Here is a 15979-nt window from a genome sequence, read left to right as displayed (position 1 = left end):
GTTGATAGGCCGGATCTGGAAGCCAGGTAACTGGTGGAGGTGACCGGTACTAATAGGCCGAGGGCTTGTCCTCAGTTGCTCGCGTCCACTGTGTTGGTTCTGAAACCACGAACAGCCCCACGTTGCCACGGCGTGGTTCGGTTGTCAGTTTCATAGTGTTTCGGTGGTCATAGCGTGAGGGAAACGCCCGGTTACATTCCGAACCCGGAAGCTAAGCCTCACAGCGCCGATGGTACTGCAGGGGGGACCCTGTGGGAGAGTAGGACGCCGCCGAACAATTCTTGGGAAAGGCCCACGCCGTATGGCGTGGGCCTTTCTGCATTTTCAGAACCTGCATTCTCAGAAGGTGACGTCCGCCGTGTTCACCGTTCCGCCTCGGCGGCCGGGTGCGTGCTGGCCGCTCCAGTACAGGTTCGTATGCGCGATCACCTGCTCCGGAGCGGGTGCGCCGTACGCGGTGAGGTCCTCCGTCGTGTGGGCATCGGCCACCAGCGTCGCGTCGTAGCCGCGGACCAGGGCGCCGTGCAGGGTCGAGCGGACGCAGAAGTCGGTCTGTGCGCCCGTGACGAGCAGTCGGCCCACCCCGCGCTCGGCCAGCACCGACTCCAGGTCGGTGTCCTCGAAGGAGTCACGGAAGCTCTTGGCGACGAGGGGCTCGGTGCCGAGTCGCTTCAGCTCCGGTACGTACTCCCAGGGCTCGGTGCCGTGCACCAGGTCCTCGTCCTCGTGCTGGATCCAGACCACCGGCGCGCCGGCCGCACGAGCCCTGTCGATCAGGGTGCTGACGTTGGCGATGACCGCGTCACGGTTCGGGGAGCTCGGGGCCATCACGCCGTTCTGTATGTCGATGACGAGCAGGGCGGTGTGGGGCCGTTCTGGCAGGGTTGTCATGGCGTCCACAATATGGGAGGCCGGGAGTGCACCGGCCCGGCCTAGACCGGGAGTTCCTGGTGCGGCCAGCGGGAGCGTGCCTGTTCGCGGGAGCGGAGCAGGGCGAGGGTCGGCAGGCCCTGGTCCTGGCCGGTGGAGAGCAGATCGGGGAGTTGGGGGAGCGGGGCCACGGCCGCGATGTCGTCCAGCACCAGGGTGAGTGGTGGGTCGAGCCGACCGGAGGATGACCGTTCGGCCATGCGCCGGCCGCGCTCGACCACGCTGGAGACGAGGGCCGTCAGGAGGGGCATGGCGCCGGGGCGGGTCCTGGGGTCCTCGATGGATTCCCCTACTACATAAAGCGTGCCCCCTTCGTAGACGAAGGAATCCAAGGCGAGCGCATCAGTTCGGTTGGGGGTGCAGGCCTCGCGGATGTTGACCGTGGACAGCGCGGACAGGGCGCGGCCGGTCAGCTCCTGGGCGATGTCGCGGCGCTCGGGGTGGGCGGTGAGCGCCGCTTCGAGCTCGCCCGCGGCCCCGGGGGCGGCCTTGGAGTGGGTGCGGAGGGTGCGTACGGCCTCCTGGAGCTGGGTGCCCTGGGACCATCGGTGGACGTGGCGGATGGTGCGGTTCTCCAGGGCCGCGGCGTGGAGGTAGCTGCGGAGGAGGGTCGTGGCCGTGTCGGCCACCGCCTGGTCGATCTTGGCCGTGGGCCGTACGGGGGCGAGGAGCGCTACCGCTCGGTTCAGCGCGGTCTGCTTGTCCTCGCAGCCGGAGGTGGGGGACCAGTGCAGGCGGGCGGGGGTGTTGCAGAGGTGGGCGGGGTCGTAGAGGAGCGTGGGGCCCAGTTTGGCTCGGGCGTCCTTTGTCTCCGACCAGAGGGCGGGGTTCGAGGTGACGACGAGGGTGGGGCCCGGTGCGTCCTGGATGGCCCGGGCCGCGGTCGCCCGGCGGCTGTCCCTGGGGGCGGTGAGGATTTTCTCCCACCCACCCGTCCGTTCACCGTCGGCCGCGGGGAGCTCCGAGCCCGGGAGCCGGGGCTCGCTGCGGGGCGCGGGTACCTCGGGCAGGGGCGCGGGTGGGTTCACGGCTGCTGCGGGTGTCGCGGGCGGTGCCGGCACGGGTGCTGGTGCCGGTGCGGGCACCGGGGCCATGGCCGGTGCGGGTGTGGTGGCCTGGGGGGCCGGCGCCGCTGCTGCCGCGGCCTCCTGTGGCACCCGCTTCTCGGCGCGCCGCCTGGCTCTCCCCGCCCGCCAGCGGGCCACGGCTCCCATCACGAACATGGTGAGGACGAACAGGACCATCAGCTGGCCGATGAACAGGCCCCAGAACAGTCCCCAGCCGGACAGCCGGGCGGCGGGGGTGTCCGGCCAGGCGCCGGTGATGTCGTGGGGTGCGCCGATGAGGTGGCGCATGGCCAGGGGGGTGCGGGTGAAGGTGACGCCCTCGGGCCAGGCGCCCCGGGCGAAGAGGGCGGCCAGGCCCGTGGCCGTCCACACCAGCACGGTCATGCCGAGGAGGAAGGCGAGGATGCCGATCAGCAGGCCGTCGGGGATGCCTCCCTGGCCGTCCCGGCGGTCCGCGCGGCGGTCGCGAGCGTCCGGTCTCACTCGTTCCTCCCCTGCTTCTGCCCGTGCGCCACCGTTGCCCGTCCCGCTACGCCACCGTGGATTCGGAGTCGCCCAGCTGTTGTTCCAGGTGTTGTTCCACGAAGGCCGCCGCCCGCTGTTCGGCCTCCAGCTCGGCGGCGCGCAGGGCTTCGTCGGCCGCGTGTTCGCTGGCGGACTCGGTCATCGCGCGGTCGGTGAAGACCAGCGGGCGTTCCGTCTCCGTGACCAGGTGTTTGACCACCTGGACGTTGCCGTTGACGTCCCATACGGCGATGCCGGGCGTCAGTGTGGGGATGATTTCCACCGCCCACCTCGGCAAACCCAGGACGCGGCCGGTGGCCCGTGCCTCGTCCGCCTTCTGGGCGTAGATCGTCCTGGTCGACGCCATCTTCAGGATCGCCGCCGCCTCCTTGGCCGCGGCCCCGTCGACCACGTCGGACAGGTGGTGGACGACCGCGACGAAGGACAGGCCGAGCCGGCGGCCGAACTTCAGCAGGCGCTGGAACAGCTGGGCGACGAACGGGCTGTTGATGATGTGCCAGGCCTCCTCGACCAGGAAGATGCGCTTCTTCCGGTCGGGGCGGATCCAGGTGTGCTCCAGCCACACGCCGACGATCGCCATGAGGATCGGCATGGCGATGGAGTTGCGGTCGATGTGGGAGAGGTCGAAGACGATCAGCGGGGCGTCCAGGTCGATGCCGACCGTGGTCGGGCCGTCGAACATGCCGCGCAGGTCACCGTCGACCAGGCGGTCCAGGACCAGGGCGACGTCCAGACCCCACGCCCGTACGTCGTCTATGGCGACGTTCATCGCCTCGGCCGACTCGGGTTCGGGGTGCCGTAGCTGCTCGACGATGTCGGAGAGGACCGGCTGGCGGTGGACGATCGTCTCGTTGACGTAGGAGTGGGCGACCTTGAGGGCGAAGCCGGAGCGTTCGTCGAGGCCGTGGCCCATCGCGACCTCGATGATCGTCCGGAGCAGCGCGAGCTGTCCGGTGGTGGTGATCGCCGGGTCGAGGGGGTTGAGCCGGATGCCGTGGTCCAACGCCGCCGTGGGGTCCAGCCGGATGGGAGTTATCCCCAGCTCCTCGGCGATGAGGTTCCATTCGCCGACCCCGTCCTCGCCCTGGGCGTCCAGGACGACGACCTGGCGGTCCTTGAAGCGCAGCTGGCGCAGGACGTACGTCTTCTCCAGGGCCGACTTGCCGTTGCCGGACTCGCCGAGGACGAGCCAGTGCGGGGCCGGGAGCTGCTGGCCGTACAGCTGGAAGGGGTCGTAGATGTAGCCCTTTCCGGAGTAGACCTCGCGGCCGATGATGACGCCGGAGTCGCCGAGGCCGGGCGCGGCCGTGGGCAGGTAGACCGCCTGGGCCTGGCCGGTGGAGGTGCGTACCGGCAGCCGGGTGGTCTCGACCTTCCCGAAGAGGAAGGAGGTGAAGGCGTCGGTGAGGACGGACAGCGGATCCCGCATCGGAGAATCAGCCCCTACCTGCGGATGCCGGTGGCGAAGGGAAGTGTGTTCACGAAGGCGCGGTGGTGCTCGCGGTCGCACCACTCCAGTTTCAGGTACGACTTTCCCGCGGAGGCCCTTATGGTCCGCTTGTCGCGGTTGAGGGCCTCCGGAGAGCGGGCCGAGACGGTGATGTAGCCGACGAGGTTGACGCCGGCGGCACCGCTGGCGAGGTCTTCGCCTCTCTGGTCGAGCCGGTTGTGGGCGGCGATGTCCCGTGGGTCGACGGTGCGGTTCATCTTGGCGGCGCGGGAGGCCTCGGCCTCGTCGTTGGTCTTCTCGGTCAGCATGCGTTCGATGGCTACCTCGGTGGGTTCGAGATCCATCGTCACGGCGACCGTTCGGATGACGTCCGGGGTGTGGACGAGGAGCGGGGCGAGGAAGTTGACGCCGACCGGGGTCATGGGCCATTCCTTCACCCAGGCGGTGGCGTGGCACCAGGGGGCGCGGGTCGTCGACTCCCGGGTCTTGGCCTGGAGGTAGGTGGGCTCCATGGCGTCGAGCTCGGCCGGCCAGGCGTTGCGTTGGGTCATGGCCTGGATGTGGTCGATGGGGTGGTCGGGGTCGTACATGGAGTGGATCAGGGAGGCCAGCCGCCCCTGTCCCAGCGGCTGCCGTACCCGGATGTCGGCCTCCTGGAGCCGCGAGCAGATGTCGGTGAGTTCGCGGGCCATGACGACGGCGAGGCCGGCGTCCCGGTCGACCTTGCCGCCCTGGGTGCGGACGGCGCGGGCCATGGCCTGGGCCTCGGCGGCCAGCTCGCGGTTGTAGTGCATGCAGGCGACGAGGTAGGCGCGGTGCTGCTCGCTGCTGGTGGAGACCATGGACTGCAGTTGGTCGTACGACCGCTGGAGCCATTCCAGGGAGCGGTCGTCGCCGCGCAGGGCGACGTCCTTGGCGTGCGCGTCGGGGTCGGCGGGCAGGGTGCGGGCGAGCATCTGCAGCCGGGTCACGAACCCGTCTCCGTTGGCGACGTGCTTGAGCAGCGTGCCGAAGCGGTCGACCAGGGCCTCCTGGTCCTCGGAGTCGCGCAGGCCGACGCCGGGGCCCTCGATCTCGATGGCGGCGGTGACGGTCTTGCGGTCGGCGTGCAGCAGTACGGCGATCTCGTCGGGTCCGAAGGGCGCGGCGAGCCAGGTGATCCGCCCGATGCCGGGGGGCGGGCCGACTTCGACCTCGCGTCCGTCGAGGCGGGTGCCGGCTTCCATGGCGGCCGAGCGGTAGACGGCCTGGCCGCCCTTGACGGTCCGTTTGAAACTGCGGTTGATCTCGAACCACCGGTAGAAGGTGCGGCGCTTGTACGGCACGTAGACCGCGGCGAGCGCGAGCAGCGGGAAGCCCATCAGCAGCACGATCCGCAGGGACAGGACCGGGACGACGAGGCCGCACACCATGCCGAGGAACGCGCCCGCGATGATCAGCACGATCTCGCCGGACTCGCGGTTCCGGCCGATGATCGCGTTCGGCCGGGCGCGGCCGATCAGATATGTACGGCGGGGCGTGACCGGATGGGACAGGTGGGACTCGGTCGTCAACGCCCTTCACCTCCCGTGCGGTTGTTGCGGGTGTTGCCTGCGTGCGGGGTGTTGACCGGGCTGGGCGCGCGGGGCGCGGGCGTGGCGGAGGGGACGGCTCCGCCGCCCCCGGTGGGGGTACGGCTGCTGTGGGCGGCGACTCCGCCGGTGGCGGGGTTGGCGGGGCGGGGGGCGCTGGAGCCGCCCGGTGCCGCTCCGTTGTTGCCGGCGCGGGTGCTGTGGGTCTTGATGCCCTGGGCGACGAGGGTGGCGGGGGAGCTGATGACGGCGGCGGCCTTGCTCTCGGCGCCCTGCATGATGCGGTTGTTGCGGCCGTTCGCGATCTCGTCGCCGAAGCCGGGGACGAAGCGGTAGATCATCGCGCTGGCGAAGATGGCGAGCAGGATGATGGCGAGGCCGGAGACCACGGCGGAGAAGGCGTCGGGGCCGTTGCCGGAGGAGAGTGCGCCGGCGAGGCCGAGGACGATGACGATGACGGGCTTGACGAGGATGACGGCGATCATGATGCCCGCCCAGCGTCGTACGTGCCCCCATAGGTTCTTGTCGACGAGTCCTGCGTAGACGACGGTGCCGAGGAGGGCGCCGACGTAGAGGAGGGCGGCCCTGATGACCAGCTCCAGCCACAGGACGCCGGCGGCGAGGATGCTTACGAGGGAGACGACGATCAGCATGATCGGGCCGCCGCCGATGTTCGTGCCCTTGCTGAGGGCGCCGGAGAAGGTGCCGAAGAACGTGTCGGCCTGGTCGCCGGTGGCCTTGGCGAGGACGTCCGTCACGCCGTCGGTCGCGGACACGACGGTGTACAGGATCAGCGGGGTGAAGGCGGAGGCGAGCACCGTGAGCCACAGGAAGCCGATGGCCTCGGAGATGGCGGTGGTGAGCGGCACGCCGCGCACGGCTCGCTTGGCTACGGCGAGCAGCCACAGCAGGAGGGTCAGGATCGTGGAGGCGGCGAAGACGATGGCGTACTGCTGCAGGAACTTGGGGTTGGTGAAGTCGACGTTGGCGGTCTCCTTCACGGCTTTGCTGAGCTTGTCCACCGTCCAGGCGGCGGCCTCGGCACAGCCCTTGGCCAGCGAGGACAAGGGGTCGAGGGTGGAGGTGTCCGGGACGTTCCCACCGCCGGATCCGCTGGTGATGTTGCCGCGTTCGCAGTATTTCTTGGCCTCGCCGGAGATGACGCCGCAGTTGTACTTGCTCTTCGTCGGTGAGGGGGACGGGCTGCCGTAAGGAGTGGGCGAGGGCGCGGCGAAGGCGCGCGTGGCCAGCAACACGACGCTGGTCTGTACGGCTGTCACGACTCCGGCGAGCTTGAACGCACGTTGCGGGCTACCGGGCATACGTGAACCCTCCGTACTCTTCGATGGCTTTGCTGATCTCGTCGGAGGTAGCGGCCTTGTCATCGCCGGGGACCGGTGCGGGGCCGTCCTTCTGAGTGTCCGAGACGATCTTCCAGTCGCCGTCGGACCACTGTAGGTCGAACGTCCATGTTTTCCATGACGAGGTGACCGGGTCGGTCGAGGTGGTGCCGGCCATGCCGATGAGCCCCAGGTACCAGACCGCGACCTTGGCGTCGTTGTCCGTGTATTGCTGCACCGTTGTGCCGACCGGGACCACCCGGGAGACGAACGTGTTGCCCTTGGGCGGGTTGCCCGCTGCGTCGAGGCCCATCTTGGCGAGGAAGTCGGTGGAGTACGCCTGGTCCATCGGGCCCTCAAGCCGGGCCGCCGCCTCGCGGGTGTAAAGAATCTGCAGGAGGGTGTTGCGGCTGCCCTTCTTGAACATGCCGGTCGAGCCAAGCGCCACGGCGTAGTTCGTGGCCGCCGACTGTGCGCCCTGCTCCGTGTGGGCGTATCCCGTCGGTACACCGGCGGACTTCGTGTCCACGGGCTGTGTTCCGCTGGCCGCCGTGGGGGCGGTCGTCGGCTTGTCGGTCCTTGCGGTCGAGCCGTCGGCGGACGAGTTGTCGTCTCTGTTGGCGAAAGCGATTGCGGCGATGAGGAGGATCACCACGCCGACCACCGTGGCCAGGCTTCGGGAGGAGGAGCGGCGGGGGGCGCGGCGGGGGGCGCCGCCGTAGGGGTCGGTGTCGGGGAGGCGGGTGCGGGTGTGGCCCGTGTCGCCGTAGTCGGGGTAGGCCTGCTCGTCTCCGGGGTTCATGCCGCGTACGCCCTCTCCACCTCGTAGAGATACGACGGTAGCCGTGCTGGTTCCCGCGCGGGCGCGGTGTGGTGACTCGACATCAGGGAGGGGTCAGACCGCCATGCCGTACACGATGGTGAACAGGGTGCCGAGGGAGCCGATGATGAAGACCCCGGTCAGGCCGGCGATGATGAGGCCCTTGCCCTGTTCCGCGCTGAAGGTGTCGCGCAGGGCCGTGGCGCCGATGCGTTGCTTCGCCGCGCCCCAGACCGCGATGCCGAGGCAGAGCAGGATGGCCACGGCCATCACCACCTCGATCATCACCTTGGCCTCGTTGCCCAGGCTGCCGAACGGGCCCCAGTCCGGAGCGATACCGCCGATGATGGTGTTGATGTCTCCCTTGTCGGCCGCAAAGAGCATGTAAGTCACCGCCCCTGGTGGGTAGTTCCGCTTGGCCCCCTGCGGTGTGCAGAGGTCAGGCCTCATTGTCGCCGACAACGTCGCCAACGTATGTCGACTTGACGTCATTGGCTGGCGGGTTTCGTACGAATAGGCCGTACGGTCACTCTGTGTATCACGGCAGGTCACGCCGGGCAACGAGGTGCGACCGGAACCTGTCGTGTGGTTCCGTCGTTGGTCTCTCGGCTACTCGTCGGAGAGCGTGAGGTCCGGTACCCGCCAGGCCGTGATCAGGAAGGCCACCAGGGACACGGCGGCGCCGGTGAGGAAGACGAGGCGCATCGAGGCGACGTACCCCTCCAGGAAGGGGAGTGCCGCGCGGGGGTCGAGGGTGCGCAGGAAGGCGGAGTCCTCCAGGGTGACACCTCCGCCGGGGCGCAGCACGCCTGACAGGGCGTGGGCGGTGTCGGGCCGGGCCAGGAGGTGGCGGTAGGCCGGGTCGTGGCGGGCTTCGGCCAGTCGGCCGGTGATACGGCCGGCCGCCGTGGTGAACAGGATCGACAGGAACGCCGTGGTGCCGACCGTGCCGCCGTTGGAGCGGAAGAAGTTGACCGACGCCGTCGCCGCGCCCATGTCCGCGCGGGGCACCTCGCACTGCGCGAGTGTGGTGAGCGTCTGCATCGACGCGCCGAGCCCCGCGCCCATCAGGGCCATGCCGAGCGACGCGTGCCACAGCGGGCTGTGCACGCGCAGCGTGGCGAAGACGAGCATCGCGGCGGTGAACGAGCCGAGACCGGCGACGAGATGCGCCTTGAACCGGCCGGTCCGGGCGATCAGCCGGCCCACCAGCAGCGTCACCGTGAGATTGGCCGCGACCGTGGGCAGGGTGGCCAGACCGGCCGCCATGGGGCTCATGCCGCGTACGAGCTGGAGGTAGAGCGGCAGTGTCGTCATCGCGCCGAACATGCCGACGCCCACGACGAAGTGCAGTCCGACGCCGAGGCGGAAGGCGCGGATGCGGAACAGGCGCGGCGGCAGCAGGGCGGCGTCGCCCATCCGGCGCTCCGCGATGACGAACGAGGCGAGGCCGAGTCCGCCGATCGCGTACATCAGCAGGGCGAGGGGCGAGCCCCAGCCCCAGGTGCGGCCCTGCTCGGCGACGGTCAGCAGCGGTACCAGCGCCAGGGCCAGGGCGAGTGCTCCGGGGTGGTCGAGCCGGTGCCGGACCCGCCGGTGCGGGAAGCGCAGTACCCGGACGATCGTCACGGCGGCCGCGGCGGCGAGCGGGACGTTGACCAGGAAGATCCAGCGCCAGCCGGCGATGCCGAGCAGGGTGGCCCGGTCGGCGAAGGCGCCGCCCACCAGCGGGCCGACGATGCTGGCGCCGCCGAAAACGGCCATGAACCAGCCCTGGTAGCGGCCCCTTTCGCGCGGGGTGGTGAGGTCGGCGACGATCGTCATCGCCAGCGACATCAGCCCGCCGCCGCCGAGTCCCTGCACGGCGCGGAACGCCGCGAGCTGGTAGATCGACCCGGCGCATCCGCACAGCAGTGAGCCGGCCGTGAACAGGGCGATCGCGGCGAGGTAGACGGGCCGGCGGCCGTGGATGTCGGAGAGCTTGCCGTACAGCGGCGTCGCGATGGTGGCGGTGATGAGGTACGCGGTGGTCACCCACGCCTGGGCCGTCAGCCCGTGCAGGTCGTCGGCGATGGTGCGCAGCGCGGAGGAGACCACCGTCTGGTCCAGCGCCCCCAGGAACATGCCGAGTACCAGCCCGGACATGACGGTGGTGATCTGCCGGTGGCTGAGCCGTGCGGGCGCATCCCCTGCCGCGCCCTGGTGCTGGGTGTCGGAGAACGTCATGTGCCGTCCTTGGCGGAGCCTCGGGGGTGGGGAGCGGGCGGGGCCGGGTGGGCCGGGGGCGGGCAGGTGTCCCGGCCGGTCCCCGGCCCGGCGTCCGGCCGGTCAGCCGGCGAGCTCCTCCAGGTCGGCGACCGCGTGCTCGATCCCCGGCAGGGCGAGCATCGCCAGCTGGGCCGACCGGGCCCGTGCCCGGGGCGCCGGGTCGGCGAGGAGCTTGCGGCACACGTCGGCGATGCCGGCCGCGCTCCGGTCGGTGAGGTGGCGGCCCAGGCCCAGCTCCTCCACACGGTCCGCGTTGGCGTGCTGGTCCCCGAAGTGCGGCAGGACGGCCAGCGGCGTACCGGTGCGCATCGCCTCGCGGATGCTGTTGAAGCCGCCGTGGGTGAGGAACAGGTCGACCGACTCCAGCAGCAGCGGCTGCGGCACCCGGTCGGTGACGTGGATGTGCCCGGGCAGCCCTTCGGTGTCCAGCGGGATCCCGGACGTCGACACGACCACCGTGCAGTCGTCCAGCTCCGTCGCCGCGCCCGCGATCGCGCGCAGGCTCTCGGCCGGGTCCGGCATCTCGATGGGCGGCGGCGCCGACCGGCCCGCCGCGCGTTCGCGCAGCACCGGCAGGGCGGTGCCGATCGCGGCGTACACCAGTGGCCGGTCCGTGCGCAGTCCGGCGGCCCACTCGGGCAGCACCGCGCCGCGCTCGACGTCCACCGTCTGCCGGTAGGCCAGGGCCCGGGGCAGGTGCCGGGCGAAGGAGAAGGCGGGCGGCACGTAGTCGACGCGGCCGTGCGGTACGACGGACAGCGGGTCGTCCGACTCGGGCAGCCCCGCCTCCCGGCGCCGCTGGTTGAGCTGCTCCAGCACCTCGGCGGGGTCCAGCCTGTTGCTGAACCCGGAGGGGGTCGGCAGCTGCGGTACGTCCAGCAGCTCGGCAGTGAGCACGGCGGCCATGTCCATGCCGTCGCGCAGGATCAGATCGGGGCGGAAGTCCCGGGCGCGGGGGAGCAGGATGTCCAGGTGCGGCTTGACGCCCGGCCCGGCCAGGGCCCGCAGCACCAGCCGGTTCATCGCCGCCATCCGCTCCTCCGGGTCGGCGGTGTCCTGGAGTTCGGCGAGGTACGGTGCCATCCGGGCCATCGGGTCGAATTCGGGTAAGGCGGCGTCCACCCGGACGTCGTCGTCACGGAAGACGGGGGCGAGGGCCTCGCTGGTGACCACCAGCACCTGGTGCCCGGCCGCGGCCAGGGCGCGCAGCAGGGGCAGTTGGGCCCGGCCGTGGGAGGGACTGCCGAGCGTGGTGCACAGAACGCGCATGGGGTGAGCCTTTCTCTCGGGACGCTTCGGTTCTGGGGCTCGTCGGTTCTGGGGCTCGTCGGTTCTGGGACTCTTCGGTTCTCTCGGACTCTTCGGTGGCGGGGGAGGAGGGGCCGCGGGGTACGCCGCTCATGCCGCCCGGGTCGGCGCCGCCGCGCGTCCGATGCCCTGCCAGACCAGTCCGGCCCGCGCGAGCCGGTCCGCGTCCAGCAGGTTGCGGAAGTCGTGGACCTCCCGGCCGGCCATGCGCGCGGCGATCGCCGCCCAGTCCAGGTCGCGCAGCTGGGGCCACTCGGTGAGGACCACACAGGCCGCGGCCCCCTCCGCCGCCCGCACCGGGTCGTCCATGAGGTCGACCAGATCGCTCAGGTCGGGCCGCTGCTCGCGCAACGCCGGGTCGTACGCGGTCAGTTCGGCACCCTTCTCGCGCAGCAGCCGGGCGACGGCGAGCGCGGGCGAGTCGCGCAGGTCGGAGGTGCCGGCCTTGAAGGTCAGGCCGTACAGGGCGAGTCGTACGCCGTGCAGCGAGCCGTCCTCGCCGCGCCCGCACGCGGTGGCGACCTGCTGGACGAGTCGCCGCTGGTGGGTGACGTTGGTCTCGATGGTGGCGCGCAGCAGCGGGAAGTCGACCCCGGCCCGGTCGCACGCGGTCAGCAGGGCGTGGGTGTCCTTGGGCAGGCAGGAGCCGCCCCAGCCGGGCCCGGGCCGCAGGAACGCGGAGCCGATGCGCGGATCGCGTCCGAGGCCCTCGGTGACATCGGCGATGTCGGCGCCGAAGTGCTCGCAGACGGTGGCGAGGTTGTTGGCGAAGGACAGCTTCATCGCGAGGAAGAAGTTCGCCGCGTACTTGGTCAGTTCGGCGCTGGCGGGATCGGTCAGCACCAGCGGGGCGTCCAGGCCGGCGTACAGGTCGGCCACGAGCCGGGCGGCCTGCCGGTCGGCGGCGCCGATCACGATGCGGTCGGGGTGCAGGAAGTCATGGACGGCGCGGCCCTCGCGCAGGAACTCGGGGTTGCTCACCACGGTCACGTCCGTCCGGCCGAGGAGCGCGGCGACGCGCTCGCCGGTGCCGACCGGCACGGTGGACTTGTTGACGACGACACAGCCGGGCGGCAGCACCTCGCGGATCTGCCCGGCGACGGCCTCCACGGCGGCGAGATCGGCCGCGCCGCCCGCGCCCATGGGCGTGGGCAGGCACAGGAACACCACCTCGGCCTCGGCGACGGCGGCCGCGGTGTCACCGGTGAAGTCGAGCCGGTCCGCCTCCAGGGCGTCCCGGACGGTCTCGGGCAGGCCGGGTTCCAGGATGTCCACCCGGGCCTCGCGCAGCCGCTCGACCTTGTGCGGGTCGGCGTCCGCGCACACCACGGAGTGGCCGAGGGAGGCCAGGCAGGCACCGGTGGTCAGGCCGACGTACCCGGTTCCGATCACGGCGACGCGTCGAGCAGGCACAGGGGATCACCCTTTCCGGTCGGTGGGGTGCCCGCGCGGCCTCGGCACAGCCGGCTGTGCGGGCGGTTGAGTCATCAATCGTTGACCTGGCACAGGTATGGCACGGGGCGCGAACGGAAGTCAACGATTGATGACATCGGTCGGTGACTTTGAGACAGCCGCCGCAGACTCGAATATGGGCGGAGGGCTGAAGGGCCGAAGACGACGGAGGTACGGTGACGTGAGGGAAACGCAGGACGGCAAGGCGCCGGAGGCAGCGGCCCGCCGCCCGGCCCGCAGACGCTCGGCCTCGGCCACGCGTACCGCGCTCAGGGGCGCCGCGGTCCTCCGCTTCGGCAAGTACGGCTACGAGGGCACCAGCGTGCGCGACATCGCGGGCGACGTGGGTGTGGACGCCGCCCTCGTCTACCGCTACTTCGGCTCGAAGGAAGCGTTGTTCAACGACGTGGCGGGGACCGGCAAGATATTCGAACCGCTGCTGGAGGAGCCGGTCGAGACGATCCCCGACTGGTTCTGCGCGCTGCTGCTGGGCGCGCCGGCGGAAGGCGACTTCCCGCACCCGGTGCTGTCCGTGCTGCGGTCCTCCGGCCGGGACGAGGCGGTGGGGCGGTTGCGCGCGGAGTTCACGGAGGTGTTCTCCAGGCGCCTGGCCGCCCGCCTCGGCGGCCCCGACGCCGACCTGCGCGCGGAACTCCTGGCGGCCTGGATGCTCGGCACCAGCCTGCTGCGCACGGAGATCCGTCCCCCCGCCCTGGCCTCGGCGCCGGACGCCACGGTGGAGCGGTATCTGCGGGCGGGCATCGACGTCCTGCTGGACCCGGCGCCGGAACGCGACGACGAGCAGGGGGCGTGCCCGGAGTAGGGAGGCCGCGTGGGGCAGGTGCCCGGAACAGGAACACGGGCCGCGGCTGGATGCCGCGGCCCGTGTTCCCTCCCGCGCCGCCGAGGGAACCCCACGTCCCCCTCACCTGGCGGCTCCCCGTGACCCGACGGGGTGGTTCAGGTGGTGCTCAGCTCGCGCCGAAGGCGTCCGTGCCCTCGGGGGTGCCCCAGCCGGTCGGGCCGTCGTAGCCGGACCGGGCGGTGCAGAAGTACGAGGTGGAGCAGGTGCCGTTGCTGCCGCTGGTGACGTCGTTGAGGGCGGAGGTGCCGGCCGCCCGGTACGGGTACTGGGCCGGGTAGTCGCTGCTGCCCGGCGTGCCGGCCAGGGCGTAGACCGAGGCGATGATCGGCGCGGAGGCGCTGGTGCCGCCGTAGGTGTTCCAGCCGGTGCCGTCGGAGCCGTAGGTGTCGTAGACCGAGACGCCGGTGGCGGGGTCGGCCACGGCGGACACGTCGGCGATCATGCGCTTGGCGCAGCCGGAGTCGGTCTGCCAGCTGGGCTTGGCGTCGTAGGCGGAGCAGCCGGAGCCGGTGCCCTCGGTGCTGGAGGTGTGCCAGACGGACTCGGTCCAGCCGCGGCTGCTGGAGGAGGTCTTGAGGGCGGTGCCGCCGACGGCGGTCACGTACTTCGAGGCGGCCGGGTACTCGGCGCCGTAGGCCTCGTCGCCCGCGCTGGCGGTGATGGCGACGCCCGGGTGCTTGTAGTACGAGGAGTCGTACGTGGTGTCGGAGGAGGACTCCGCGCCGCCGTAGCTGTTGGAGACGAACTTGGCGCCCAGCTTGACCGCCTCGTTCACCGCGGTGCCCAGGTTGGCGTCGCTCGCCGACTTCGCCTCGACCAGCAGGATGTTGCAGTTCGGGCAGGTGGCGCTGACCATGTCGAGGTCGAGGGAGATCTCACCGGCCCAGCCGCTGTCGGCGGAGGGGAGGGAGGTCGTCGAGCCGGTCTGGCCGACCTTGCTGAAGCAGCCGTTGTCGGTGGTGCAGTCCGGCAGGCCGTAGTACGACCGGTACGCCGCGAGGTCGGACTCCGCGTTCGGGTCGTCGTAGGCGTCGACGATGGCGACGGTCTCGCCGGAGCCGTTCGAGGAGGCGGCGTCGGCCAGGCCGTAGGCCGACTGGATGTCGCTCGGGCCGTAGCCGGTCGGGGAGTCGGAGGCGGCCTTCGGCGAGACGGTCTTCGGCGCGATGCCCTTCAGGGCGGCCTGCTTCTCCATGAAGGCGGTGGTGCCGCCCGTGACACGCAGGGCGTCGCAGGCCGCGTAGCCCTTCTTCGGGGTCGCCGCGCACGCCTTCTCGTAGCGCACATGGGCCTGGGCGACCTGGGCGGCGATGGTCCTGGCGCTCACCTTGTGGGGCGCGGCGGCGGTGTCCGCGTTCGCGTGGGCGGCGGTGCCGAGTCCGGCGGCGAGGAGTGCGGCGGTGGCCGCGGCGGCCGAGCCGATGCGGCTCCATCTGCCGCGTATGCGGGGGTGGTCGGGGGTGGACGTACGCAAGGTACAGCCTCCTGGAAGTGGTGGGCAGAGGCCTGCGGGTGTGGGGGTCCACCAGTGGGTGACCGGTGGGGGCGGCGGCCCGCTCACGACACTCGCTTGTTGAGTACGCGACAACAAGGGGCTTTCGGAATCCTGACTTCTGCGTTACTCAAGGAGGCCGGGGGCTTACTGATCAATGGCGCTGTGCTGGCGCTGTGCTGGGCGCCGCTTGACCGGGAGCACAGGGCCCTCACAGGCGGCGGCCGGGTTCAGCGGGGCATGAGGCCGTGCAGCAGCAGGTGGACGTGCGCGCCCAGGCCGCTCATCGTCTCCTCGGCGTCGAGCGCGCAGCTGGCGATGAGGGCGGCGAGGCCGTGCAGGCTCGCGGCGGCGACCAGGGTGATCCGTTCGGGGTCGCCCTCGACCATCTCGCCGCGCCGCTGGGCGTCCGCGACCATCCGGGTGAAGGAGCCGAGGGAGGCATCGACGGCCGCGGCCAGCTGCGCGGAGCTGTCGGGATCGTGCTTGCGCGCGAACATCAGCTCCAGCAGCTCCGGGTTGTCGACGGCGAAGCCGAGGTAGGCCCGCGCGAGGGCCGTCATCCGCTCCTCGAAGGACTGCTCCGGCCGGTCGGCCGCGGCGCTCAGGGCCTGGTTCAGACGCTCGTACCCGTCCAGCGCGAGGGCGTCGAGCAGGGCCTGCTTGTCCTTGAAGTGCCGGCCGGGGGCGGCGTGGCTCACCCCGGCGTCCCGGGCCAGCTCGCGCAGCGAGAGTGCGCCGGCCCCCTTGTCGCGCAGGGTGCGCTCGGCGCTCTTGAGCAGGGCGGCGCGCAGGTCTCCGTGGTGATAGGGGCGGTTCTTCGGCGACGGGCACATGCGCGGCATGCGGACCATCGTAACTTGATGTTGTCATTGACAGCATTGTTGTCGG

General features: G+C 71.1%; 13 protein-coding genes and 1 rRNA gene. 2 read left to right on the top strand and 12 right to left on the bottom strand.

Going from position 1 to position 15979, the window contains the following annotated elements; translation table 11 throughout:
- The first annotated feature begins 159 nt into the window (after nt 1-159).
- A 5S ribosomal RNA gene (gene rrf, locus ABT171_RS05025) occupies nt 160-276 on the top strand.
- A 63-nt stretch (nt 277-339) separates the two neighbouring features.
- Here the strand turns inward: rrf and ABT171_RS05020 are convergent.
- The 10 genes from ABT171_RS05020 to ABT171_RS04975 form a co-directional block, all read right to left on the bottom strand.
- Nucleotides 340-891, bottom strand: a complete 552-nt coding sequence (locus ABT171_RS05020; protein WP_351239902.1) for a cysteine hydrolase family protein — start codon at nt 889-891, stop codon at nt 340-342.
- A 41-nt stretch (nt 892-932) separates the two neighbouring features.
- Complete coding sequence (locus ABT171_RS05015; RefSeq protein WP_351239900.1) at nt 933-2480, bottom strand: type IV secretory system conjugative DNA transfer family protein; 1548 nt, start codon at nt 2478-2480, stop codon at nt 933-935.
- Between the two features lie 46 nt (nt 2481-2526).
- The gene (locus ABT171_RS05010) at nt 2527-3951 is read right to left on the bottom strand and encodes an ATP-binding protein (protein ID WP_351239898.1); all 1425 of its coding nucleotides are present in this window, start codon (nt 3949-3951) and stop codon (nt 2527-2529) included.
- A gap of 14 nt (nt 3952-3965) precedes the next feature.
- On the bottom strand, nt 3966-5525 hold the full coding sequence (locus ABT171_RS05005; RefSeq protein WP_351239896.1) for an SCO6880 family protein: 1560 nt from the start codon (nt 5523-5525) through the stop codon (nt 3966-3968).
- Nucleotides 5522-6865 (bottom strand): hypothetical protein, encoded by a 1344-nt coding sequence (locus ABT171_RS05000; RefSeq protein WP_351239894.1) that lies wholly within the window; start codon nt 6863-6865, stop codon nt 5522-5524. The genes ABT171_RS05005 and ABT171_RS05000 overlap by 4 nt, the downstream gene beginning before the upstream one ends.
- Nucleotides 6855-7685, bottom strand: a complete 831-nt coding sequence (locus ABT171_RS04995) for a DUF8175 domain-containg protein (RefSeq protein WP_351239892.1) — start codon at nt 7683-7685, stop codon at nt 6855-6857. Before ABT171_RS04995 ends, ABT171_RS05000 begins: the two co-directional genes overlap by 11 nt.
- Before the next feature lie 93 nt (nt 7686-7778).
- Nucleotides 7779-8087 carry a DUF8827 family protein gene (locus tag ABT171_RS04990; protein WP_014673544.1) on the bottom strand — a complete coding sequence of 103 codons (309 nt, stop codon included), beginning with the start codon at nt 8085-8087 and terminating at the stop codon, nt 7779-7781.
- Nucleotides 8088-8312: 225 nt separating this feature from the next.
- Nucleotides 8313-9929 (bottom strand): MDR family MFS transporter, encoded by a 1617-nt coding sequence (locus ABT171_RS04985; RefSeq protein ID WP_351239889.1) that lies wholly within the window; start codon nt 9927-9929, stop codon nt 8313-8315.
- Nucleotides 9930-10031: 102 nt separating this feature from the next.
- Nucleotides 10032-11240 carry a glycosyltransferase gene (locus ABT171_RS04980; protein ID WP_351239887.1) on the bottom strand — a complete coding sequence of 403 codons (1209 nt, stop codon included), beginning with the start codon at nt 11238-11240 and terminating at the stop codon, nt 10032-10034.
- 129 nt (nt 11241-11369) lie between these two features.
- Complete coding sequence (locus ABT171_RS04975) at nt 11370-12692, bottom strand: UDP-glucose dehydrogenase family protein (protein ID WP_351239885.1); 1323 nt, start codon at nt 12690-12692, stop codon at nt 11370-11372.
- 220 nt (nt 12693-12912) lie between these two features.
- Between ABT171_RS04975 and ABT171_RS04970 the strand changes: the two genes are divergently transcribed.
- A complete protein-coding gene (locus tag ABT171_RS04970) occupies nt 12913-13554 on the top strand; it encodes a TetR/AcrR family transcriptional regulator (protein WP_351239883.1) in 642 nt (213 codons plus the stop codon).
- A gap of 148 nt (nt 13555-13702) precedes the next feature.
- Here the strand turns inward: ABT171_RS04970 and ABT171_RS04965 are convergent, their stop codons facing one another.
- Together ABT171_RS04965 and ABT171_RS04960 are read right to left on the bottom strand one after the other, a co-directional pair.
- Nucleotides 13703-15070 (bottom strand): S53 family peptidase, encoded by a 1368-nt coding sequence (locus tag ABT171_RS04965; RefSeq protein WP_351239881.1) that lies wholly within the window; start codon nt 15068-15070, stop codon nt 13703-13705.
- 248 nt (nt 15071-15318) lie between these two features.
- Entirely contained in the window at nt 15319-15924 is a 606-nt protein-coding gene (locus ABT171_RS04960; RefSeq protein ID WP_503073738.1) for a TetR/AcrR family transcriptional regulator, read from the bottom strand.
- Nucleotides 15925-15979 lie beyond the last annotated feature (55 nt).

This window comes from Streptomyces sp. NPDC001851 (assembly GCF_040297165.1).
Lineage (GTDB): Bacteria > Actinomycetota > Actinomycetes > Streptomycetales > Streptomycetaceae > Streptomyces.
This window is presented reverse-complemented; position numbering and strand designations above follow the sequence as displayed.

Excerpts from the sequence above, each read along its gene's own strand:
- ABT171_RS05020 (WP_351239902.1), bottom strand. The coding sequence starts at position 891 with ATGACAACCCTGCCAGAACGGCCCCACACCGCCCTGCTCGTCATCGAC.
- ABT171_RS05010 (WP_351239898.1), bottom strand. The coding sequence starts at position 3,951 with ATGCGGGATCCGCTGTCCGTCCTCACCGACGCCTTCACCTCCTTCCTC.
- ABT171_RS05000 (WP_351239894.1), bottom strand. The coding sequence starts at position 6,865 with ATGCCCGGTAGCCCGCAACGTGCGTTCAAGCTCGCCGGAGTCGTGACA.
- ABT171_RS04995 (WP_351239892.1), bottom strand. The coding sequence starts at position 7,685 with ATGAACCCCGGAGACGAGCAGGCCTACCCCGACTACGGCGACACGGGC.
- ABT171_RS04990 (WP_014673544.1), bottom strand. The coding sequence starts at position 8,087 with ATGCTCTTTGCGGCCGACAAGGGAGACATCAACACCATCATCGGCGGT.
- ABT171_RS04985 (WP_351239889.1), bottom strand. The coding sequence starts at position 9,929 with ATGACGTTCTCCGACACCCAGCACCAGGGCGCGGCAGGGGATGCGCCC.
- ABT171_RS04980 (WP_351239887.1), bottom strand. The coding sequence starts at position 11,240 with ATGCGCGTTCTGTGCACCACGCTCGGCAGTCCCTCCCACGGCCGGGCC.
- ABT171_RS04960 (WP_503073738.1), bottom strand. The coding sequence starts at position 15,924 with ATGTGCCCGTCGCCGAAGAACCGCCCCTATCACCACGGAGACCTGCGC.